This window comes from Rhizobium rhododendri (assembly GCF_007000325.2).
Taxonomy (GTDB): domain Bacteria; phylum Pseudomonadota; class Alphaproteobacteria; order Rhizobiales; family Rhizobiaceae; genus Rhizobium; species Rhizobium rhododendri.
Genome location: NZ_CP117267.1, coordinates 2,916,036 through 2,934,280, shown reverse-complemented (window position 1 = coordinate 2,934,280; position 18,245 = coordinate 2,916,036). Strand labels below are relative to the sequence as shown.

Annotated in this window: 13 protein-coding genes; 4 read left to right on the top strand and 9 right to left on the bottom strand. The window is 60.6% G+C overall.

Annotated features, from left to right (window positions below; genetic code table 11):
• Positions 1 to 14: 14 nt before the first annotated feature.
• The 5 genes from PR018_RS14260 to rocF all read right to left on the bottom strand — a co-directional run bounded on the left by PR018_RS14260 (position 15) and on the right by rocF (position 6,940).
• Positions 15 to 1,787 carry a methyl-accepting chemotaxis protein gene (locus tag PR018_RS14260; protein ID WP_142824734.1) on the bottom strand — a complete coding sequence of 591 codons (1,773 nt, stop codon included), beginning with the start codon at positions 1,785 to 1,787 and terminating at the stop codon, positions 15 to 17.
• 408 nt (positions 1,788 to 2,195) lie between these two features.
• Positions 2,196 to 2,672 carry a chemotaxis protein CheW gene (locus tag PR018_RS14255; RefSeq protein WP_111219804.1) on the bottom strand — a complete coding sequence of 159 codons (477 nt, stop codon included), beginning with the start codon at positions 2,670 to 2,672 and terminating at the stop codon, positions 2,196 to 2,198.
• A complete protein-coding gene (locus PR018_RS14250) occupies positions 2,672 to 4,462 on the bottom strand; it encodes a methyl-accepting chemotaxis protein (protein ID WP_142824735.1) in 1,791 nt (596 codons plus the stop codon). The genes PR018_RS14255 and PR018_RS14250 overlap by 1 nt, the downstream gene beginning before the upstream one ends.
• A 322-nt stretch (positions 4,463 to 4,784) precedes the next feature.
• On the bottom strand, positions 4,785 to 5,984 hold the full coding sequence (gene rocD, locus PR018_RS14245) for an ornithine--oxo-acid transaminase (protein ID WP_142828796.1): 1,200 nt from the start codon (positions 5,982 to 5,984) through the stop codon (positions 4,785 to 4,787).
• 20 nt (positions 5,985 to 6,004) lie between these two features.
• Positions 6,005 to 6,940, bottom strand: a complete 936-nt coding sequence (gene rocF / locus PR018_RS14240; protein WP_142824737.1) for an arginase — start codon at positions 6,938 to 6,940, stop codon at positions 6,005 to 6,007.
• Positions 6,941 to 7,066: 126 nt separating this feature from the next.
• Here rocF and PR018_RS14235 point away from each other — a divergent pair, with 126 nt between their 5' ends.
• Positions 7,067 to 7,495: an Lrp/AsnC family transcriptional regulator gene (locus PR018_RS14235; RefSeq protein WP_111219812.1), complete on the top strand. Its 429-nt coding sequence runs from the start codon at positions 7,067 to 7,069 to the stop codon at positions 7,493 to 7,495.
• Here the strand turns inward: PR018_RS14235 and PR018_RS14230 are convergent.
• The 3 genes from PR018_RS14230 to PR018_RS14220 form a co-directional block, all read right to left on the bottom strand.
• Positions 7,492 to 11,673 carry a translocation/assembly module TamB domain-containing protein gene (locus PR018_RS14230; protein WP_142824738.1) on the bottom strand — a complete coding sequence of 1,394 codons (4,182 nt, stop codon included), beginning with the start codon at positions 11,671 to 11,673 and terminating at the stop codon, positions 7,492 to 7,494. The genes PR018_RS14235 and PR018_RS14230 overlap by 4 nt on opposite strands.
• Before the next feature lie 55 nt (positions 11,674 to 11,728).
• Positions 11,729 to 13,660, bottom strand: a complete 1,932-nt coding sequence (locus tag PR018_RS14225; protein ID WP_142824739.1) for an autotransporter assembly complex protein TamA — start codon at positions 13,658 to 13,660, stop codon at positions 11,729 to 11,731.
• A 177-nt stretch (positions 13,661 to 13,837) separates the two neighbouring features.
• On the bottom strand, positions 13,838 to 14,119 hold the full coding sequence (locus PR018_RS14220) for a YMGG-like glycine zipper-containing protein (protein ID WP_111219818.1): 282 nt from the start codon (positions 14,117 to 14,119) through the stop codon (positions 13,838 to 13,840).
• Positions 14,120 to 14,491: 372 nt separating this feature from the next.
• Between PR018_RS14220 and hemA the strand changes: the two genes are divergently transcribed.
• On the top strand, positions 14,492 to 15,706 hold the full coding sequence (gene hemA / locus PR018_RS14215; RefSeq protein ID WP_142824740.1) for a 5-aminolevulinate synthase: 1,215 nt from the start codon (positions 14,492 to 14,494) through the stop codon (positions 15,704 to 15,706).
• Positions 15,707 to 15,727: 21 nt separating this feature from the next.
• Here the strand turns inward: hemA and dxr are convergent, their stop codons facing one another.
• Positions 15,728 to 16,903 carry a 1-deoxy-D-xylulose-5-phosphate reductoisomerase gene (gene dxr / locus PR018_RS14210; RefSeq protein ID WP_142824741.1) on the bottom strand — a complete coding sequence of 392 codons (1,176 nt, stop codon included), beginning with the start codon at positions 16,901 to 16,903 and terminating at the stop codon, positions 15,728 to 15,730.
• Between the two features lie 328 nt (positions 16,904 to 17,231).
• Here dxr and PR018_RS14205 point away from each other — a divergent pair, with 328 nt between their 5' ends.
• A complete protein-coding gene (locus PR018_RS14205; RefSeq protein ID WP_142824742.1) occupies positions 17,232 to 17,891 on the top strand; it encodes a hypothetical protein in 660 nt (219 codons plus the stop codon).
• Positions 17,892 to 17,969: 78 nt separating this feature from the next.
• Positions 17,970 to 18,236 (top strand): BON domain-containing protein, encoded by a 267-nt coding sequence (locus tag PR018_RS14200; protein ID WP_142824743.1) that lies wholly within the window; start codon positions 17,970 to 17,972, stop codon positions 18,234 to 18,236.
• The last annotated feature ends 9 nt before the right edge of the window (positions 18,237 to 18,245 follow it).

The window sequence follows — 18,245 nt, the reverse complement described above, 5'->3', positions numbered from 1 at the left end:
GCCTGATATCGCGGCTAGAATTCCTCCCAGCTCTCGGCGACGGCTAATGACGAACCGCTGCTTCTGGCAGCCCGCAACACCGGTTGCCGAACTGGCGATGGCGCGGTCCGGGAGCGTGGCGAGGCGGCTGCCGTGCGCGAGGGCCTGTCGCCGGCGACGCCGAACTGGGCGAGCAGCGTCCGCAACTCCTCGGTCTCGTGCGTAAGTTTGTGGCTGGCCGCAGTGTTTTCCTCGACCATGGCTGCGTTCTTCTGGGTCGCATGGTCCATGGCATTGACGGCCTGGTTGATTTCCTTGAGGCCGAGCGACTGTTCCTTCGAGGCGACGACGATGGCGATGACATTCTTGTCGATATCGCCGACCTGCTGGACGATTTCCTCGAGCGCCTTGCCTGTCTCGTCGACCAGCGCGACGCCGTTTTTCACCAGTTGGCCGGACTTGTTGATCAGCCCCTTGATCTCCTTGGCAGCCCCGGCGGAGCGCTGAGCGAGTTCGCGGACTTCCTGGGCAACGACTGCAAAGCCCTTTCCGGCCTCGCCGGCACGGGCGGCCTCGACGCCGGCATTCAGCGCCAACAGGTTGGTCTGGAAGGCGATATCGTCGATGACACCGATGATGCTGCTGATCTCGCGGGACGATTGTTCGATCTGGCCCATCGCGGCAACTGCGTTGCGCACCACATTGCCAGATTGCTCGGCCCCTTGCCTTGTCTGGGCGACAAGCCGCCCGGCCTCGTCCGCACGCTTGCTGCTGTCGTTGACAGCGGTCGTGATCTCTTCGAGCGCTGCCGCCGTCTCTTCGATGGAGGCGGCCTGTTGCTCCGTCCGTTTGGACAGGTCGTCTGCCGCCGTGCCGATCTCGCGCGAGCCGGCTGCGATAGCGCTGGCGTTGCCGCCGATAGTCTCCATCGCCGCCGAAAGCTTGCCCAGCGCGTCGTTGAAATCGCGACGCAACTGCTCCATCGAGGGTACGAACGGCGTGTCAATTGTCTGGGTAAGATCGCCTTGCGCCAGTGCCTTCATGCTTTCGCCGAGTTTCGCGATGGCACTCATGCGGCTGGTGACATCCGTCGCAAATTTGACGACCTTGAAGACCTTCCCGTTGGCATCGAGGATCGGATTGTAGGCGGCCTGAATCCAGATTTCGCGACCACCCTTGCCGAGGCGGACGAACTCGTTGGCGACAAACTCGCCACCCGCCAGACGGCGCCAGAAGTTTGCATACTCTTCGGAGCGGCTGTAGGCCGGATCGCAGAACATGCTGTGGTGTTTGCCAACGATCTCGCTGAGCGAATAGCCGAGCGCATTGCAGAAATTTTCATTGGCGACGAGGATTTCGCCCGTCGGTGTGAATTCGATGATGGCCTGAGATTGGGAAAGCGCATCCAGCTTGCCTGCGTCCTCGACAGATTTGGTGTATGCGGCCGTGATGTCGGAGGCGAATTTGACGACCTTGTAGGGCTTGCCGCTCTTTTGAACGGGATTGTAGCTTGCCCGAATCCAGACATTCCGACCGTTCTTGCCGATGCGTCTGAAAACGGCTGAAGCATAGTCGCCGCGGCCAAGGCTGGCCCAGAAATTACGATATTCCTGCGAGGCGCTGTAATCCGGGTCGCAAAACATGCTGTGGTGCTTGCCGACGATCTCGCTCTGCTGGTAGCCGAGCGCGTTGCAGAAGTTTTCGTTTGCTTTCAGGATCTTGCCTGTCAGGTCGAATTCGATCACTGCCTGTGATCGCGAGATGGCATTGAGAATATGCTGGGCGTCTGAAGTCAGTCCGAAGCTCATAGCGAGGTGCCTCATTTCCTGGCGCAGCCCCACGCCAGCGCCAATGCTCCATTGAAGCCTCCAGGCGCGACAACAGCCCTCAGGCACATCGCACGAAGAGGCGTTGGTCGATCCATCCGGAACGGCCGTATTTGAATAATCGATTTGCTAGGTGCGCCAGAGTTGCACTGGCTGTCTGCGTTAAGCTGTCCGCAACATGATGTCGCAATACAAAGATGGATAAAAATAGTTAAATTATGGTATATTCTAAATAGACAATAAAACCAAAGATTGTGCGGTCAGTATAATGTCTGCGGGCGCACGGGTTCAGGCATTAAGGCAATAAAAAAACCGCCCCGGAACGGAGCGGTTTCATTTGTGGAAGACGACGGCAGTTTATGCGGCCACGTCTTTAAGCAGCCATGTTTTCTAAGCAGCCATGTCTTCGGCGTCGGTTTCCTTGAACATCTTCGCCAGGTTGAGAAAGCAGATCATGCCGTTTTCGGTGGCGATGATGCCTTCGCAATAGGAGCGATCGAAGGAAGCGGTGACTTCCGGGACCGGCTGCACCTGGTCCGAGCCAATCGTCAGGATGTCCGAGACGCGGTCGACGAGCATGCCGATCACCATGTTGTGGACCTCGGCGACAACGATGGCGCTGCGTTCGTTGGCGACCGTGCTCTTCATGCCGAGCTTGTAGGCAAGATCGATGATCGGGATCACCGAACCGCGCAGGTTCATGACGCCGATGACGTCAGAAGGTGCATGCGGGATCGGGGTTGAAGGAGCCCAGCCGCGGATCTCGCGGATGGTGGTCGTCTTCACGCAGAATTCCTGCTCGTGAAGCCGGAAAGCGATGATCTCGAGGGTCTCGCCGCTGAAACTCGTTGTCGTGATGGTTGCCATTAGAATTCTTCCCAATTTTCCTGAGCAAGCGCGGCTGTGGCCCCGCGACCGCTGGCGCGAACGGCCTTCACCCTCGATACGGGCGCCGAACCCGTCGTCGCTCTGGCATCGGGACGCCCTGAGCGAATCATAGTGGAAGAGTGTTGCCCAAATCTAAACTGCGCCAACAACTCGCGCAGGCTCTCGGCCTCGTTGGCGAGACTGCTGCTTGCCGCTGTCGTCTCCTCGACCATGGCTGCATTCTGCTGGGTGTTCTGGTCCATGGAGTTGACGGCGTTGTTGATTTCTTTCAGCCCGGTCGCCTGTTCCCGCGCCGCAACGACGATAGCGGCAACGTTCGTGTCGATCTCGCCGACCTGGCGGACGATGGTGTCCAGCGCGCGGCCTGTTTCATCCACGAGCGACACGCCGTTCTTGACCTGCGTCGAGGAGGTGGTGATCAGTGTCTTGATCTCCTTGGCCGCCTTGGCCGAGCGCTGTGCGAGTTCGCGGACTTCCTGGGCGACGACTGCGAAGCCCTTGCCGGCTTCTCCGGCCCGCGCTGCCTCGACGCCGGCGTTCAGGGCCAGCAGGTTTGTCTGGAAGGCAATGTCGTCGATGACGCTGATGATGTTGCTGATTTCGCGTGAAGACTTGTCGATTTCCCCCATCGCATTAACGGCGTTGCGCACGACCGCTCCGGAGAGTTCGGCTCCGCTTCTGGTCTGGGCCACCAGATTGGCGGATTCCTCGGCCCGACGGGCGCTATCGGCAACCGTTTGGGTAATCTCCTCCAGGGCAGCGGCTGTCTGCTCCACGGCGGCGGCCTGTTGCTCGGTACGCCGCGCGAGCTCGTCGGAGGCTGTGCGGGTCTGGCTTGCGCCGGCGGCGATCGCGTTGGCATTTTCGGCCACCACGCGCATGGCGGATTCCAGCTTCTCGACGGAGTGGTTGAAGTCTACGCGGACTTTTTCAAGCGTCGGAATGAACGGCTTTTCAATGCGCGATACCAGATCGCCGTTGGCAAGCGCCGTCAGGCCAGCGGCCAGTTCTGCGACTGCACGGACGCGTTCGGTGACGTCGGTTGCGAATTTGACGACCTTGAAGATGCGACCGTTCATGTCCAGAATAGGGTTGTAGGAAGCCTGAATCCAGACGACCTTGCCGCCCTTGCCGATCCGCATGAACTCTTCCGCGATAAATTGACCGGAGGCGAGCGTTTCCCAGAACTTCCTGTATGCCGGCGTTGAAACATAGGCCGGGTCGCAGAATATCTGGTGGTGACGGCCGCTGATGTCCTCGAGCCTATATCCAAGGAGCGACAGGAAGTTTTCGTTTGCCGTAAGGATCTCTCCACCAGGCGTAAATTCGATCACGGCCTGGACGCGGGAAATCGCATTGAGCTTGCCCTCGGCATCGGCCGCGCGCAATTTTGCTTCGGTGATGACGCTGGCGAATTTGACCACCTTGCAGGGTTTGCCGTGCGACAGCACAGGATTGTAGGTCGCCTGGAGCCAGACTTCGCGTCCGTCCTTTGCAAGTCTTTTATATTCGCCGGAATCGAACTTGCCGTCGCCGAGATTGGCCCAGAAGGTACGGTACTCGCTGGATGCGACATAGGCGGGGTCGCAGAAAATGCTGTGGTGCCTGCCGACGATATCCTGCAGCTTGTAGCCAAGGGTGTTGCAGAAATTCTCATTGGCAGTGGTGATCTTCCCCGTCAGGTCGAACTCGATGACTGCCTGGGATTTCATGAGGGCTGCGTTGATCGCCTTGGCTTTGGCCCCGGAACTGAACGGTATGATCGACATAGAATTTTCCTCCAAGGAAGCAATGTCGTCAAGGCACACTTCGCCAATCAGCAGAATGTAAAATGTGAGCACCGCCCATTTTCATTTTATATTCTATCTAATTTGTAAGTATGGCTGATTATTTGCTGTGTGTTGAGTTATTTGTAGTTCAGACGAAAATTTTAAATTTGTGAAATGTCATTTTTATTCGGAAGTCTGATGCGCGTTGCTATTTGTATTAGAATGAAGTCATTAAAAATTTACTTAGATTCTATTGTTTACCCCTGAAATCCTAGGGGTAAGCACGCATGCATCTAACTATAGAGACAACGAAAGGGTCGTGCTATGCGAGCACCTTGGCAAGTCGCTCGATGGCCCAGTCGACCTGATCTGCTGTGATGACAAGCGGGGGTGCAAGGCGGATGGTATGGCCGTGGGTGTCCTTGGCCAGAATGCCGAGTGTTTTCAAGGCATCGCAGTAAGGCCTGGCGCCGCCGGCTTCCGGGTCCAGTTCTATCGCCATCATCAAGCCGCGACCGCGAACGTCCTTGACGATGTTGGACCGGATTGCCCTGAGGCCATCGAGGAAGCGATTGCCCATAATGGCGGCGTTCTCGATCATGCCTTCTTCCGTCAGCACCTTCAGCGCGGCCCGGGCGACGGCGCAGGCTAGCGGGTTGCCGCCGAAGGTCGAGCCATGCTGACCGGGCTTCAGGACCCCCAGCACCTCCGAGTTCGAAAGCACCGCCGACACCGGATAGAAGCCGCCTGACAGCGCCTTGCCGATCAGCGTCACGTCCGCCTCGATGCCTTCATGCTCCTCAGCCAGCAGCTTGCCTGTACGGCCAAGCCCGGTCTGGATCTCGTCGAGGATCAGCGTGACGTTGTTGTCGGTGCAGAGTTCACGGACACGCGTGAAATAGCCGGCCGGCGGGATGATGACGCCGGCTTCGCCCTGGATCGGCTCCACCAGAACTGCAACTGTATTTTCGGTGATCGCTGCCGCCAGGGCATCGGCATCGCCGAAGGGCACTGTGACGAAGCCGGGCGCGTAGGGGCCGAAGCCATTGCGGGCATCGGGGTCCGTCGAAAAACTGATGATGCCGAGCGTCCGGCCGTGGAAGTTCTCCGAGCAGACAATGATCTCCGCCTGGTTCTCGGCGACGCCCTTGACCTCATATCCCCATTTACGGACCGCCTTGACGACGGTCTCGACTGCCTCGGCCCCGGAGTTCATCGGCAGGATCTTGTGCGAGCCGGTGAGGGCGGCGAGCTCTTCGTAGAGGTAGGCAAGCTGGTCGTTGCGGAAAGCCCGCGAGGTAAGCGTCAGCTTGCCGGCCTGCTCGGTCATGGCCGCGAGGATTTTCGGATGGCAGTGACCCTGGTTGACCGCCGAATATGCGGACAGGCAATCGAGATAACGATTGCCGTCGGTGTCCCAGACATACACGCCTTCGCCACGTGACAGGACGACGTCGAGCGGCTTGTAGTTGTGGGCGCCGAGGCGCTGTTCGGTGGCTATGAGATTGGCGGACAAGGTCACGGGCGGTCTCCTCTCCAAGATCAGGCGGCGCGGGTCGGGCGGTCGAAGATGCGGCGGCCGAACAGGCTGGCCGTCAGTTCGACAAGAACGCGGGCACTCTTGCCGCGATCGTCGAGAAACGGATTGAGTTCGACGAGATCCAGCGACGATACAAGGCCGCTGTCCGACAGCATCTCCATCACCAGATGGGCTTCTCGGAAGGTGGCGCCGCCGGGAACGGTGGTGCCGACGCCGGGTGCGACGTCCGGATCGAGGAAATCGACGTCGAAGCTGACATGCAGCAGGCCATTGGCATTGCTCACGGTCGTCAGGATGTTGCTGATGATGGAGGCCACGCCGTGCTCGTCGATGGCGCGCATGTCGAAGACATTGACACCGTGCTCGCGGATGGCGTCGCGCTCATGTGGATCGACGGAGCGGATGCCGACCTGATAGACCTTGCGCGGATCGACGAAGGGTCGCTCCTTCGGCAGGATGTCGGCGAATTCCGCCTCGCCGCAGAAAAACGCCACGGGCATTCCGTGGATATTGCCGGACGGAGACGTCACCGGCGAATTGAAGTCGGCATGGGCGTCGAGCCACAAGACGAAAAGCGGGCGGCCGATACCGGCTGCATAGCGCGCCATGCCGGAGACGCTGCCCATCGACAGGGCATGGTCGCCGCCAAGAATGATGGGAAACCCGCCTGCCTTGGCCACGTCGTATACGCTTGATTCCAGCGCCCGGGTAAAGGCGCCGACGACCTTCAGGTGATGAGCCTTTGGATGATCCGGCAAGTCGCCGGCCGGTTCAGGGTGAAGGTCACCGGCATCGATAACACTATGGCCGAGCTCGATCAGCATCGTGTCGATGCCGGCGATGCGGAGCGCCGTCGGCCCCATGGCCGCGCCTCGTCGGCCAGAGCCTTCTTCGAGAGGAACGCCGATCAGCGTGACAGAGGTCGAGTGGGTGTTCATGAGGCTGTTCCCTGAATTGTCAGGGAAATATGGCCTACGGCGATGACAGCAAAAAGATGGAAAAGTGTCGGTTTTTGCGTATGATTGTGCAGATTGCTAAGGCCAATTTTACAAAGTGAGATGTCTATGGATGATCTGGACCGGGAGCTTCTGAGTGCACTCAGGCATAATTCGCGGATACCTGTTTCGTCGCTGGCTGCGGCAACGGGCGCATCGCGCGCAACAGTCTCGGCGCGCATCGACAGGCTGGTGGAAAACGGCACCATCACCGGCTTCACGATACGCACGGGCCACGAGACAAGATCTGCCGGTGTGCGCGCAATCGTGATGATCGAGGTGCTCGGCAGGCTGGCGGACCGGGTCGCCGATCAGCTGCGCGGGTTGCCGCAGGTGCGCGCCCTGCACAGTACCAATGGCAAATGGGATTTCATCGCCGAGTTGGAGAGCCATGACCTTGCCGGCTTCGACGAGACGCTCAGGCGCATCCGGCTCATCGACGGCATCAACACGACGGAATCGAACATTCTCCTGAAAACCAGCAAGACCGGTTTCTAGTCGTATTCGTGTTCATAGACGACGCCGGCGCCACCGGCACCATTGGAGCCAGCCGAGCCCTGCAGCTTGATGCCGCGCCCGACATCGAGGTTGATCACGGCCTTGGTCGAATTGCCGGTGCCCTGCTGCAGTTCCAGATAGGTGCGCTTGTTGATGTAGCGGCCCACGCCGACCTGGGTCTGGCCCTTGGAATCGGTAGTGACATCGAGGTCGTCCACGCCGAGTTGGTTGCGCAAACCCTCGAACAGCGAGGTCGAGCGGCCACCGGCGAGTTGGCTGGCGGCGTCGGCAAGCTGGGCAATCTGCACCGGCGAAAGCTTGGCCATGGACTGGCCGAAGATGAGCTGTGCCATGACCTCGTCCTGCGGCAGAGCGGGCGATGAAGAGAAGCCGATGGTCGGGTCCGTGGCGACGCCTGACACATTGACGGTCACGGTCGTCGAACTCGCCGTCGAGGTCGCTTCCATGTCGAGGGTGGGGGTCAGGTCGCCGGCAAAGCTGATGCGGCTCTTGTCGGTGAAATCAAGCCGACGGCTGAGAATGGTCAATCGGCCACGGCGCATGGTGAAGCCGCCGGTGACGACAGGCGTTGCTGCCGTGCCCTTGATGATGACGCTGCCGCCGAGTTCCGCATCGATGCCACGACCGCGCACGAAGATCTGGGACGGCGCATCGAGTTGCAGGTCGAGCCCGAGGCTCATCGATTTCTGCGTGGCGCCTTCCGCCCTGTCCTTCTTGAACTGGGCGGTCACGGCGGCGGGGGCGTTCTTGTGGCGGATGTTGATCTCCGACAGCGAGGCGGGCAGTTTTTCCGGCACCGTGATCGACGCCTTCTCCAGCCTCAGCCGGCCGCTGAGGACGGGCGCGGTCAGGATCGGTCCCTTGATGCCAAGCGTGCCGTCGACGGTGGCGGTGACGAGAGTGCCGTCGACATAGGTGGCCCTGTTGAGCTTGATGGCGATGTCTGCCGGGAAGTCACCGGAGATACCGACCGTGCCGCTGGCGGAAACTGTGCCACCGCTTCCCAGCGTCGCATTCAGGCTGACGAGGCGCGCCTGCTGGCCCTCCAGCGTCAGGTTGGCGGAGATTGCGTTGACCGCAAGGTTGCGACGGATATCGAGGAGCTTGGCGCCGCTGACGTTGACGCTACCGGTGATCGCCGGCGCTGCGGTCGTGCCACCGATCTGGACATTGACCTTGGCCGCGCCGCTGGCGACGTAACCCTGTGCCGATAACTGCCCGGCAAGGACGTCGAATGGTACGGTGCCGTCGAATTTCAGGGCCAGGGCTTTGCTGCCTGCAACCTCGACGCTGCCGCCACCGTTCAGCGACAGACCGGAGGGGCCGGCGAGATTGAGATCGATAGTGACCTTGTTGTCTGCAAACTTACCGTTTGTCTTGATGCCCAGCTTGGAAATGCCGGCTGATTTCGTCTGGCTCGTTGCGGCATTGGCCCAGTCTGCCTGGAACACGACGCTGGGGGACGCCGGCTTGCCGGTTACCTTGGCCGTTCCGGAGATCGTACCCTCGGCGGCGAGGCTTGGCATGAAGGTGTTCGCCAGACTTGCGGGCAGGCTAGTGATCTTGACCTGGATATCGAGAGCCGCACCGGCGCTGCCGGTCATGTTGATCGATCCGCTGCCGGTCTGGATGGTCATACCGGAAAGTGTCACGATGCCGTTGGCAATCGTTGCTTTCGTCGGTGCGCCGAGCTTTACCGGAATAGCCATTGGGGTTGCCGCGAAGTTATCGAGGCTGACAACCGTCTGGCCGTTGCCCGTCACGACATTTCCTGACGCCGTCACCGGCTTGTCGTCGTAATTGGCCTTCAGATCGAAGTCCGTACGGCTGCCTTGCTGCGTGAATGTCAGGGCCGGGGCAACCAGCCTGTTCGTGCCGGAAGCGATTTCGCCCGCACGAATGCTGCCATTGGCAGCGAATGCCTTGAGGTCGCTGATGGTCAGCGCGATCTCCGGCTTGACGATGGAAAGATCGTCTCGCCGCACTCCGGAACCGGATGCATTGATCACGGCAGAGGTCTTGCCGTTGTCGTTGTCGATCTTGACCTCGCCCCGGAGGTTGCCGTCTGCCCGCTGACCGGCCAGTGCCGCCAACAGCCCTATATCAGGAAAGTCGAAGGTCAAGGAGCCGGCCGGCTCGAAGCCTGGCGATAGGGTCAGCCACCCATTCAGGCTGTTATCGCCGATCTCCACGCTGAGGCCGGGTATGTCGGTTGCGCCATCCTTGGAAGTAGCATTGGCGCTGATGTTGATCGGCTTGCCGTCGATTGCACCCGACGCCGTGACGCTGCCCTCGGGCGCCTTCGGATCGGCGACGCCTTTGACAGCGACGTCGAGCGTATCCAGCAGGCGACCGGCCAGTTTAACGTTGATCGCCTTCAGGCTGGCATCGACGCCGAGTTTTGCCAGCGGCCCCGCTGCCTTGACGGTGAAGTCGGCCTGTCCGTCGGCAGTTTCCAGCAGCTTTGAAAGTTTGAGCAATCGGCCGGAAAGATCCGCTGTCAGTGCCTCGTCCGCAAGGGCGATATTGCCGTTGATCTCGGCGGTACCGGATTTCAGATGGAGATTGGAAAGATTGATCCTGGACGGGATAGTGCCGGCGACCTGCGCCTCCAGCGAAATCGGCGTATCGAATTTCTGGGCAATCGCTTCGGGCAGTGCTGCGGGGGCTACTGCCAGCTTGAAATTGCCGTTCAGAGATTGCGAGGTCAGCGTGTAGCGACCGTTGAGCGTGCCGTTGATACCGCCGCTTTGCAGCGTCGTGCCATTGAAGCCGATATTGTTGGAAGAGAGTTGCAAGGGGGCGGATAGCGAGAGCGGGCCGTGAACTGCCCGCTGCAGGTCCGGATTGACGAAGGAAGCATCGCCGACCGACAGGTTGAGCAGCAGCGGACCGGAGCTTGCCGAGACATTGAAATCATCGCTCTTTGCGGTGAGGTCTACCTTTGAAAGCCGCCCCTGCGGAACGCTGGCGCTGTCGATCTGCGCCCTGGCATCGATTTTTGCCGACCCTGCTGCGCCGGTCAGGGCGAGATCGACGCGTGAAATAAGGGCGCGAGCCTCGCCTTCGGCCAGCGGCCAGCGGAAGTCTACCGGTCCAGAGGTGCCGATAAGATTGGCATTGAGACTGTTATTACCGGCAGGATCGAGTGTCCCGGATGCCGCAAGCACGACGCTGCCTGTCGCGAGATTGCCGGTCTGGATATCGATCTTGCCTTTGCCGTCAAAGGCGGCTGCGACGTCGATGGTCGTCTGGCCGGCAAAGAGAGGCCGGAAATTCGGTGGCAGCAGAGAGTCCACCTTGCCGCCGCCCTTGACAGTGATGTGGCGCACGCCGTCTGCCGACAACACGTGGCGCCCGTCTATCGTCGCCATCTGCTGGCCATCGAGGGCCGCCTGCAGCTTGCCGGTCCAGTCTGAGAGCGGACCCTGGCCGGAAAGATCGATGTTCATTGCCGGGCTTCCGGGCAAGCGCAGCAGACCGGCCAGCATGCCGCCTTTCGGCTCTGCGAGATTGGCCTGGAGTTTCAGCTGGTTGTCATCGGGTGCAAAGACGACATCGGCCACCAGCCTTGCGTCCGGCACATCCAGGCGGTTGGCGTTGAGCTTCATCGCCATGCTGTTGCCTTCAGCATCGAGGCTGCCCGAGGCTGCCAGCGCGAAGTCGTTGCCGGCAATCTGCTTGCCGAGCTGGATCTCGGGCAGGTTGAACGCATCGACTGTGACGGCGACGGGCAAGGTGAACGCTGTGCGCGTTGCCTGCGTCGGCTCCGGCACGACTTCCGCAGTGCTGATCGGCAAGCGCACGAAATCTACCTTGTCAGCGGCGATCGTCTCGGCATGGAAGGTGCCCTTGATGAGGGCAAGCGGCGACCAGTCGACGGACAGGCCGGAGATCTGGCCAAAAATTCCCTTTGTGTCGGAGAGCGTAACGTTGCCGGCGCGCAGCTTGCCCGTCAAAAGACCGGAGGGGTCCGTGACGGTGATACGGCGGTCAGGCGTCGAGGCGAGTTTGGCGACTTCATCGACGGCAAAACGGGTCACGCCCGGGGCAAAGCCGATCGCCAGGACCAAGCCGATCGCAATCACCACGACGGCTGCGAGGACGATGCCGACGAGCCTGGTCAGTCCGCTCAAAACTCTTATCAAAGTGCCCATCAGAGCGATGTTACCCCATTTCGTGCCGGAATCTTAGGTCGACATTGCTGCACTATCAGAAGGACTGTCCGATGCCGGCATAGATGCCATAGGACGTGCCGCCCTGGTACTTGTTGAGAGGCACGGCAAAGTCCACCCGGATCGGACCGAACGGCGTGGCATAGCGCAAGCCCACGCCGGCGCCGACGCGAACGTCGGAGAAATCCGGGATGTTCTTGTCCGTAACACTGCCGGCGTCGATGAATGGCACGAGGCCGATGGTCTTGGTCACCTTGACGCGCGCCTCCAGCGACACCGTCGCATAGGACGTGCCACCGAGTGCCTGGTTCAAGGCATTGTAGGCGGTAATTTCCTGGTAGGCATAGCCGCGCACAGAGCCGCCGCCGCCGGCGAAGAAGCGCCGTGTCGTCGGGATGTCGGAGATATTGTCCGCGCCGAGCAGCGAGCCGGCTGCAAGCTTGCCGGCAAAGACGACGTTGTCGTCGGACCCGATGCCGTTGTAGCCGGAGATGGAGCCTTCGAGCGACGTAAAGATCGTCCCGCCCAGCGCCTCGTAGCCCGGCTGCGCGTCGAGCGTCGCCCGGTAACCCTCGGTGGCGTCGAGTTTGTTGTCGCGTGTGTCGCGGATATACTCGAGCGGTACGGAGAAGGTCAGGAACTGCTGGTCGCCGAAAGCATCGGTGGTGCTGTCCTCGTAGCTCACGCGACCGCCTGCCAGAGCAGTGTCGTAGTCACTGAGCTCATAGGAGTAGCCGACATCGCCGGTAATCGTCCTGGCGCTGTAGTTGTCCGGATTCGTGCTCACTGCCTTGATGCTGGCAATGAAGGTGCCGGCAGCCAGCACGGCGGCCGGCTTCGTGTAGATGATCCCGGCCTCGTAATCGAGATCCTGGTAGTTGGTGGTTTCGCCAAGGCGGGACACCGTACCTTCGATGCGTAGAGATTCCGCCTTGCCGAAAACGTTTCGATCGCCCCAGTAACCCTGCAGCCCGAAGCCATCGGTGGTTGAGTATTGCGCGCCTGCGCCGAAGTAGTGGCGCTTGGCTTCCGAAATCTCCAGGTTCAGCGGCAACGTGCCATCAGGTGCGAGCTTGTCGGGCTGATGGATCGTTGCGCTGCCGATCGCACCGAGCTTGCGTAGCCGTTCGGAGGCTTTCTTCAATTGCTCTGGGGAATAGCGATCCCCCTTGTTAAGGCGCGAATAACGCTGGACGAAAGTCGGATCGAGACGTTTCTCGCCGGTCACCGTGACGTCGCCGATATTGGCAATCGGGCCGCTCTTGACGTCGAGCGTGACGTCGACCGTATTTGTCGCGTGGTCGGCGACGACATCGCGCCTGATCACCCGGGCGAGCGGCCGGCCTTCGCTTTTCATCTCGGCAACGACCTTGTCGGCCGACTTGATGATGACCAGCGAACCGGCGTCACCACCCGATACCAGGCCATAATTCGTCGGGTCGCGACCGGCGGCGTCGCCTTCCAGTCGGATCTTGCCGAGCTTGAACAGCGGGCCTGGATCGACCGTGATGACCACAGGCACGGGTTTCGCCCGGCCGAATGTCGGCTGCGGCGGGAGTTGGTCTATATCGGTGCCGTTGATGGTGATCGTTACTACCGCGCCGTAGCGCGCGTTTTCGTAGAGGGATGCCAGCAGTCGGTCGCGGTCGTCGCGGGCCTTGATGACGACGCCCAGATCGCCTGACACAGCCTTGTCCTTGTCGGCCTCAAGCATGGAACTCAACTCGAGCGTAGATTTGAGGTCCTTGTCGGCGTTGCCGGTATTCAACGTTACCGAATAGCGGACGGGATCGGCGACCGCATCGGTTTTGTCCTCATCCTTGCCGAAAAAATTGATGCCGAAGAGCTTGAAAGCGAAGGCATCAGTGATGAGAGCGGGACTCACAAATACGCACGCCGCGACCGCAATAACGGTGCCTGCTCGTCGATACGCAAAACCAATCCCCGGGCCGGTTCGTCTGATGTACATACGGCGCTTTACGATTACTTGTAATTTAGCCAGCTTTGCGTCCCAAACCGTTAACGCCGTCTCACCATAGCGGTTCAAAGTCGCCATGTGTAGCATTTTAATAATATACGTGAGACTGCGCCCCTGGGATGCAGACGTCCCGGACCCTCGTCCGGGGCGCGCTGGAGGCGATGTGGCTTAGTAGCCGTCGTTGCGGTATCCGCCGCGTGGGCAGTCGTCGATATAGCGACGGCCGTAGCGGTCTCGGTAGTAGCACTGGCCGGGCTGTTCGGCGACGCTGCCGATCGCTGCACCCGTTAACCCGCCGATAGCGCCGCCGACGGCTGCGCCTCGAAAATTGCCGGTGACCGCACCGCCGATCAGGGCGCCGGACGCTGCGCCGATACCCGCACCCTGCTCGGTCGGTGTGCAGCTTGCGATCGACAATCCGATCAGCACGAAAGCTAGGACTTTCTTCATAAATCTCTCTCCACGTTGGCTTTGCCGTCAAAGCGGCTGGCCGTCCCCATTGTGTCCGCGCGGTGTCAGCACCGTCTTAATGCTGGTGTAAACACCAAAATATAGCGCTAAATATGATTGTCTACCGACCTATGCGGTTTTTTGCTGAATGTTGCTTGCCGACATGGATCTCTGCTCTAAACGCAAGGTCAGGCAATTGTTTCATCGTGAAAGTCCATCGCGCATTGGCATGGATCAATTGCAAAAGCGCGCCGATGGGCTATTTTCTCTTTTGAGCTATTCCAAACTACGGCCATTTGCCGCAGTCGGACGGGATAGGGTTGACGTGCCGTGCAGCAGTCATACAACACGGTCACGGTACTGGAGAAAATGATGGATTTCGAAGCGTTTTTTAAGGGCGAGTTGGACGGGCTGCATCAGGAAGGGCGCTATCGCGTTTTTGCCGACCTGGAGCGCCATCGCGGTGATTTTCCGCGCGCGACGCGCCACACAGCCGACGGACCGAAGGATGTGACTGTCTGGTGTTCCAACGACTATCTTGGAATGGGGCAGCATCCCAAGGTAATCGCGGCGATGAAAGAGGCGATCGATCACTGTGGCGCGGGTGCGGGAGGCACCCGGAATATCTCTGGAACGACCCATTACCACGTTCTTCTCGAGCGCGAACTGGCTGACCTGCACGGCAAGGAAGCGGCTCTGGTTTTTACTTCGGGCTATGTCTCGAACTGGGCAGCGCTTGGCACGCTCGGCTCGCGCATTCCGGGGATGATCATCTTTTCGGATTCGCTGAACCACGCCTCGATGATCGAGGGAATCCGCTATGCCAAGTGCGACAGGGTGATCTGGCGTCATAACGACCTGAAAGATCTGGAAGCCAAGCTCGCCGCTGCCGATCCCAAGGCGCCGAAGATGATCGCCTTCGAGTCCGTCTATTCGATGGACGGCGATATCGCGCCGATCAAGGAAATCTGCGATCTCGCCGACAAGTACGGCGCCATGACCTATCTCGACGAGGTGCACGCGGTTGGCATGTACGGTACGCGTGGCGGCGGCATCGCCGAGCGCGAAGGGCTGATGGATCGCATCACGGTCATCGAGGGAACGCTCGGCAAGGCATTCGGCGTGATGGGCGGGTATATCGCCGCATCGACAGCGCTCTGCGACTTCATCCGCTCGTTTGCCTCAGGCTTCATCTTCACGACGTCGATCCCGCCGGCGCTTGCTGCTGGCGCTGTTGCGTCGATCCAGCACCTGAAATCCAGCAGCTTCGAACGCGCCCGCCACCAGGACCGGGTCCGCAAGCTGCGCGGCATGCTGGATGCTGCCGGTATTCCGCATTTGCCGAACCCCAGCCACATCGTCCCGATCATGGTCGGCGATGCTGCCAAGTGCAAATGGATCTCGGATATCCTGCTCGACAGCTTCGATGTCTACGTTCAGCCGATCAACTATCCGACCGTGCCGAAGAAGACCGAGCGCCTGCGCATTACCCCGACGCCGCTGCACAGCGATGCGGATATCGCCCATCTGGTCGAGGCTGTGCAATCGCTCTGGGCACGCTGCGCGCTCGCACGCGCCGTCGCCTGACGGTTCGCTCCATTCGCCGATTTAGTTCAGAAGCCCGGTCGCCAGTCGCCGGGCTTCTTCGTCTGCGGCGAATACGTCGTCCATGCTCGACGCGGCCGGCAGATGGGCGAGGCGGTCCATCACGTCTTCCGCGACCTTTGCCATTGTCAGAAAGCCGGTGCGGCCGGCGATGAAGGCGTCAAGCGCAATTTCCTTCGCGCCGTTCAGGACCGCTCCCTGGACGCCACCGCGGGTCATCGCCAGTCGGGCAAGGCGGATGGCCGGAAACCGGACGTCATCCGGCGTCTCGAAGTCGAGGCGTGCCAGCTTTGTGAAATCCAGCCGCTCCACCGGCAGATGTGCCCGGCGCGGATAGGACAGGGCGTAGCCGATAGCGGTCCGCATATCGGGCGCGCCAAGCTGGGCCAGCACCGAACCGTCGGAATAGCCAACCATGGAATGGACCACCGACTGCGGGTGGACGACGACCTCGATCTGATCCGGGGTGAGGCCGAACAGATGCCGCGCTTCGATCATTTCCAACGCCTTGTTGAACATCGAGGCGCTGTCGATCGAGATTTTCAGACCCATCGACCAGTTCGGATGGGCGCGCGCCGTCTCGACGGTAACATCGGCCATCTGCTCGAGCGTAAAGGTCCGGAAGGGGCCGCCCGAAGCGGTGATGATGACGCGTTCGACGGCGTGGCGCTGGCTTTCCTCCAGCACCTGGAAGATGGCATTGTGTTCGCTGTCGACCGGCAGCAGCCGTCCGCCGCCCTGCCTGACTGCGGTGACGAAAAGATCGCCGGCGGAGACCAGGCATTCCTTGTTGGCAAGGGCGATATCGGCACCGCGGCGGGCAGCCGCAAGGGTGGGTGCCAGACCAGCTGTGCCGACGATGGCCGCCATGACCCAATCGGATTCCATGTCGGCAGCCTCCTCGAGGCCGCTGCGACCGGCGGCCACCGATATCCCCGATCCGACAAGGGCGTCTTTCAGGAGGCTGTAGTTCCTGTCGTCGGCCGTGACCGCAAGAGTGGCGCCAACGGCCTTCGCCTGCTCTGCCAGCAGTGCGATATTGCCGTTTCCCGTCAGGGCCTTGACCTCGAACGCATCGCGTCCGCCGAGATGGCCGATCACGTCCAGCGTGTTCCGGCCGATGGAGCCGGTCGAGCCCATGATCGTCAGCCGACGCGGCGCCTGCTTATCCAATGTCATGGTTCGCGTATCTGCATCTTTGGCAACTCGGTGTCATCCCTGCTCTCGCAGGCTCTAGCGCGGAAGGTTCGGGGCGGCAAGTGTGCGTTGCAGCATAATTCTGAAGGACGGGGGTTTACAAGCATAGGTACGGATGGGATCATTGAACCATAACAACGCGGCATTTACTCTTTTCATCGATAAGATGCGCTGCGCTGGTGACGATCCCATCGTCCGGGCCCTGGCCCTGTTAGCAAGAGGTACCCGAACCGTTTCTATCGTGCGGTGTTCGGTTGCCCCCGTTGCGGACAATGTCCGTCTGTCTCGATACCAACCCTGGAGATGATCCATGGCAAAAATGCTGTTCCGCATGGCGCCCGTTTGCGTCGTGCTCGGCACAATGACGATTGCTCTGCCGGCAAAGGCCGACGGCGCGTTGATCTGGGCTCCCGTGAAGGTGGCCCCGAGGGTGTATCAGACCACAGTCGGGGTGAAGCTGCCATTGGCTGTCGATGCAAGCGCCGGCGCCGACCTCGGGCTGAGCACCGGGACTGGCGGCCAGCTGTTAAGCGGCTCCGAACTGGCGACCGTCTGGGGCAAGGTTGCTGACAGCCGGCAAAGACTGGGGACGACGGAAGATCGCGCCGTCGTCGTCCGGATCGACACCCTCGGTGGCAGCGGTGGTGTTTCGCTGAGCCGATCCAGGAGCTGGATCTATTCCAGCAATCTCGACCTGAAGGCATCGAACTCGCTCAATCTCAACTACGCGGCTGCCTCAGGTGTGTCGCCGTCGATCGATGCGACGCAAGCGCTGACAATGACGTATCCCTGGGCCGGCACTGCGGTTTCGGCGAGCGGTACGGTGACCTCGGCTACCGGAGACATCACGGGCACGCTGGCACTCAACCAGCCGCTTGCACCGCATCTTCGCTTCACCGCGTCCGTTGCCGATCCGCTTTCCGCGACACGGGCGGGCGATCTGCGCATGAACTACCGGATCAAGTGGTAATGGCATCGGCGCATCGGCGTGTCTGAACCTATGGCCGGTATCGGCGTTTTATCTCCTGAAACACAAGGAGATGCAGTCATGGTGCTGAAACCCGCAACATTTAACGGCGAAGAGCCTGAAATCGAAGTCGAAAACCCAAATCATGCGACACTTGAGGTGCGCGTGGCAGAGGCACTCGCGGTCTCCGGCGGCATCAGCGCTTCCGATGTGATTGTGACTGCCGAGGGCGATGCGATCGTTCTTCGGGGCGCTGTCGCAACCGCCGACGAAGTCGAGCGTGCTGCCGAAGTCGCGCGGGCTGTGCCCGGGGTTGCCTCCGTCACCAATCACATTGCCATTACGTGACCTCCGAGC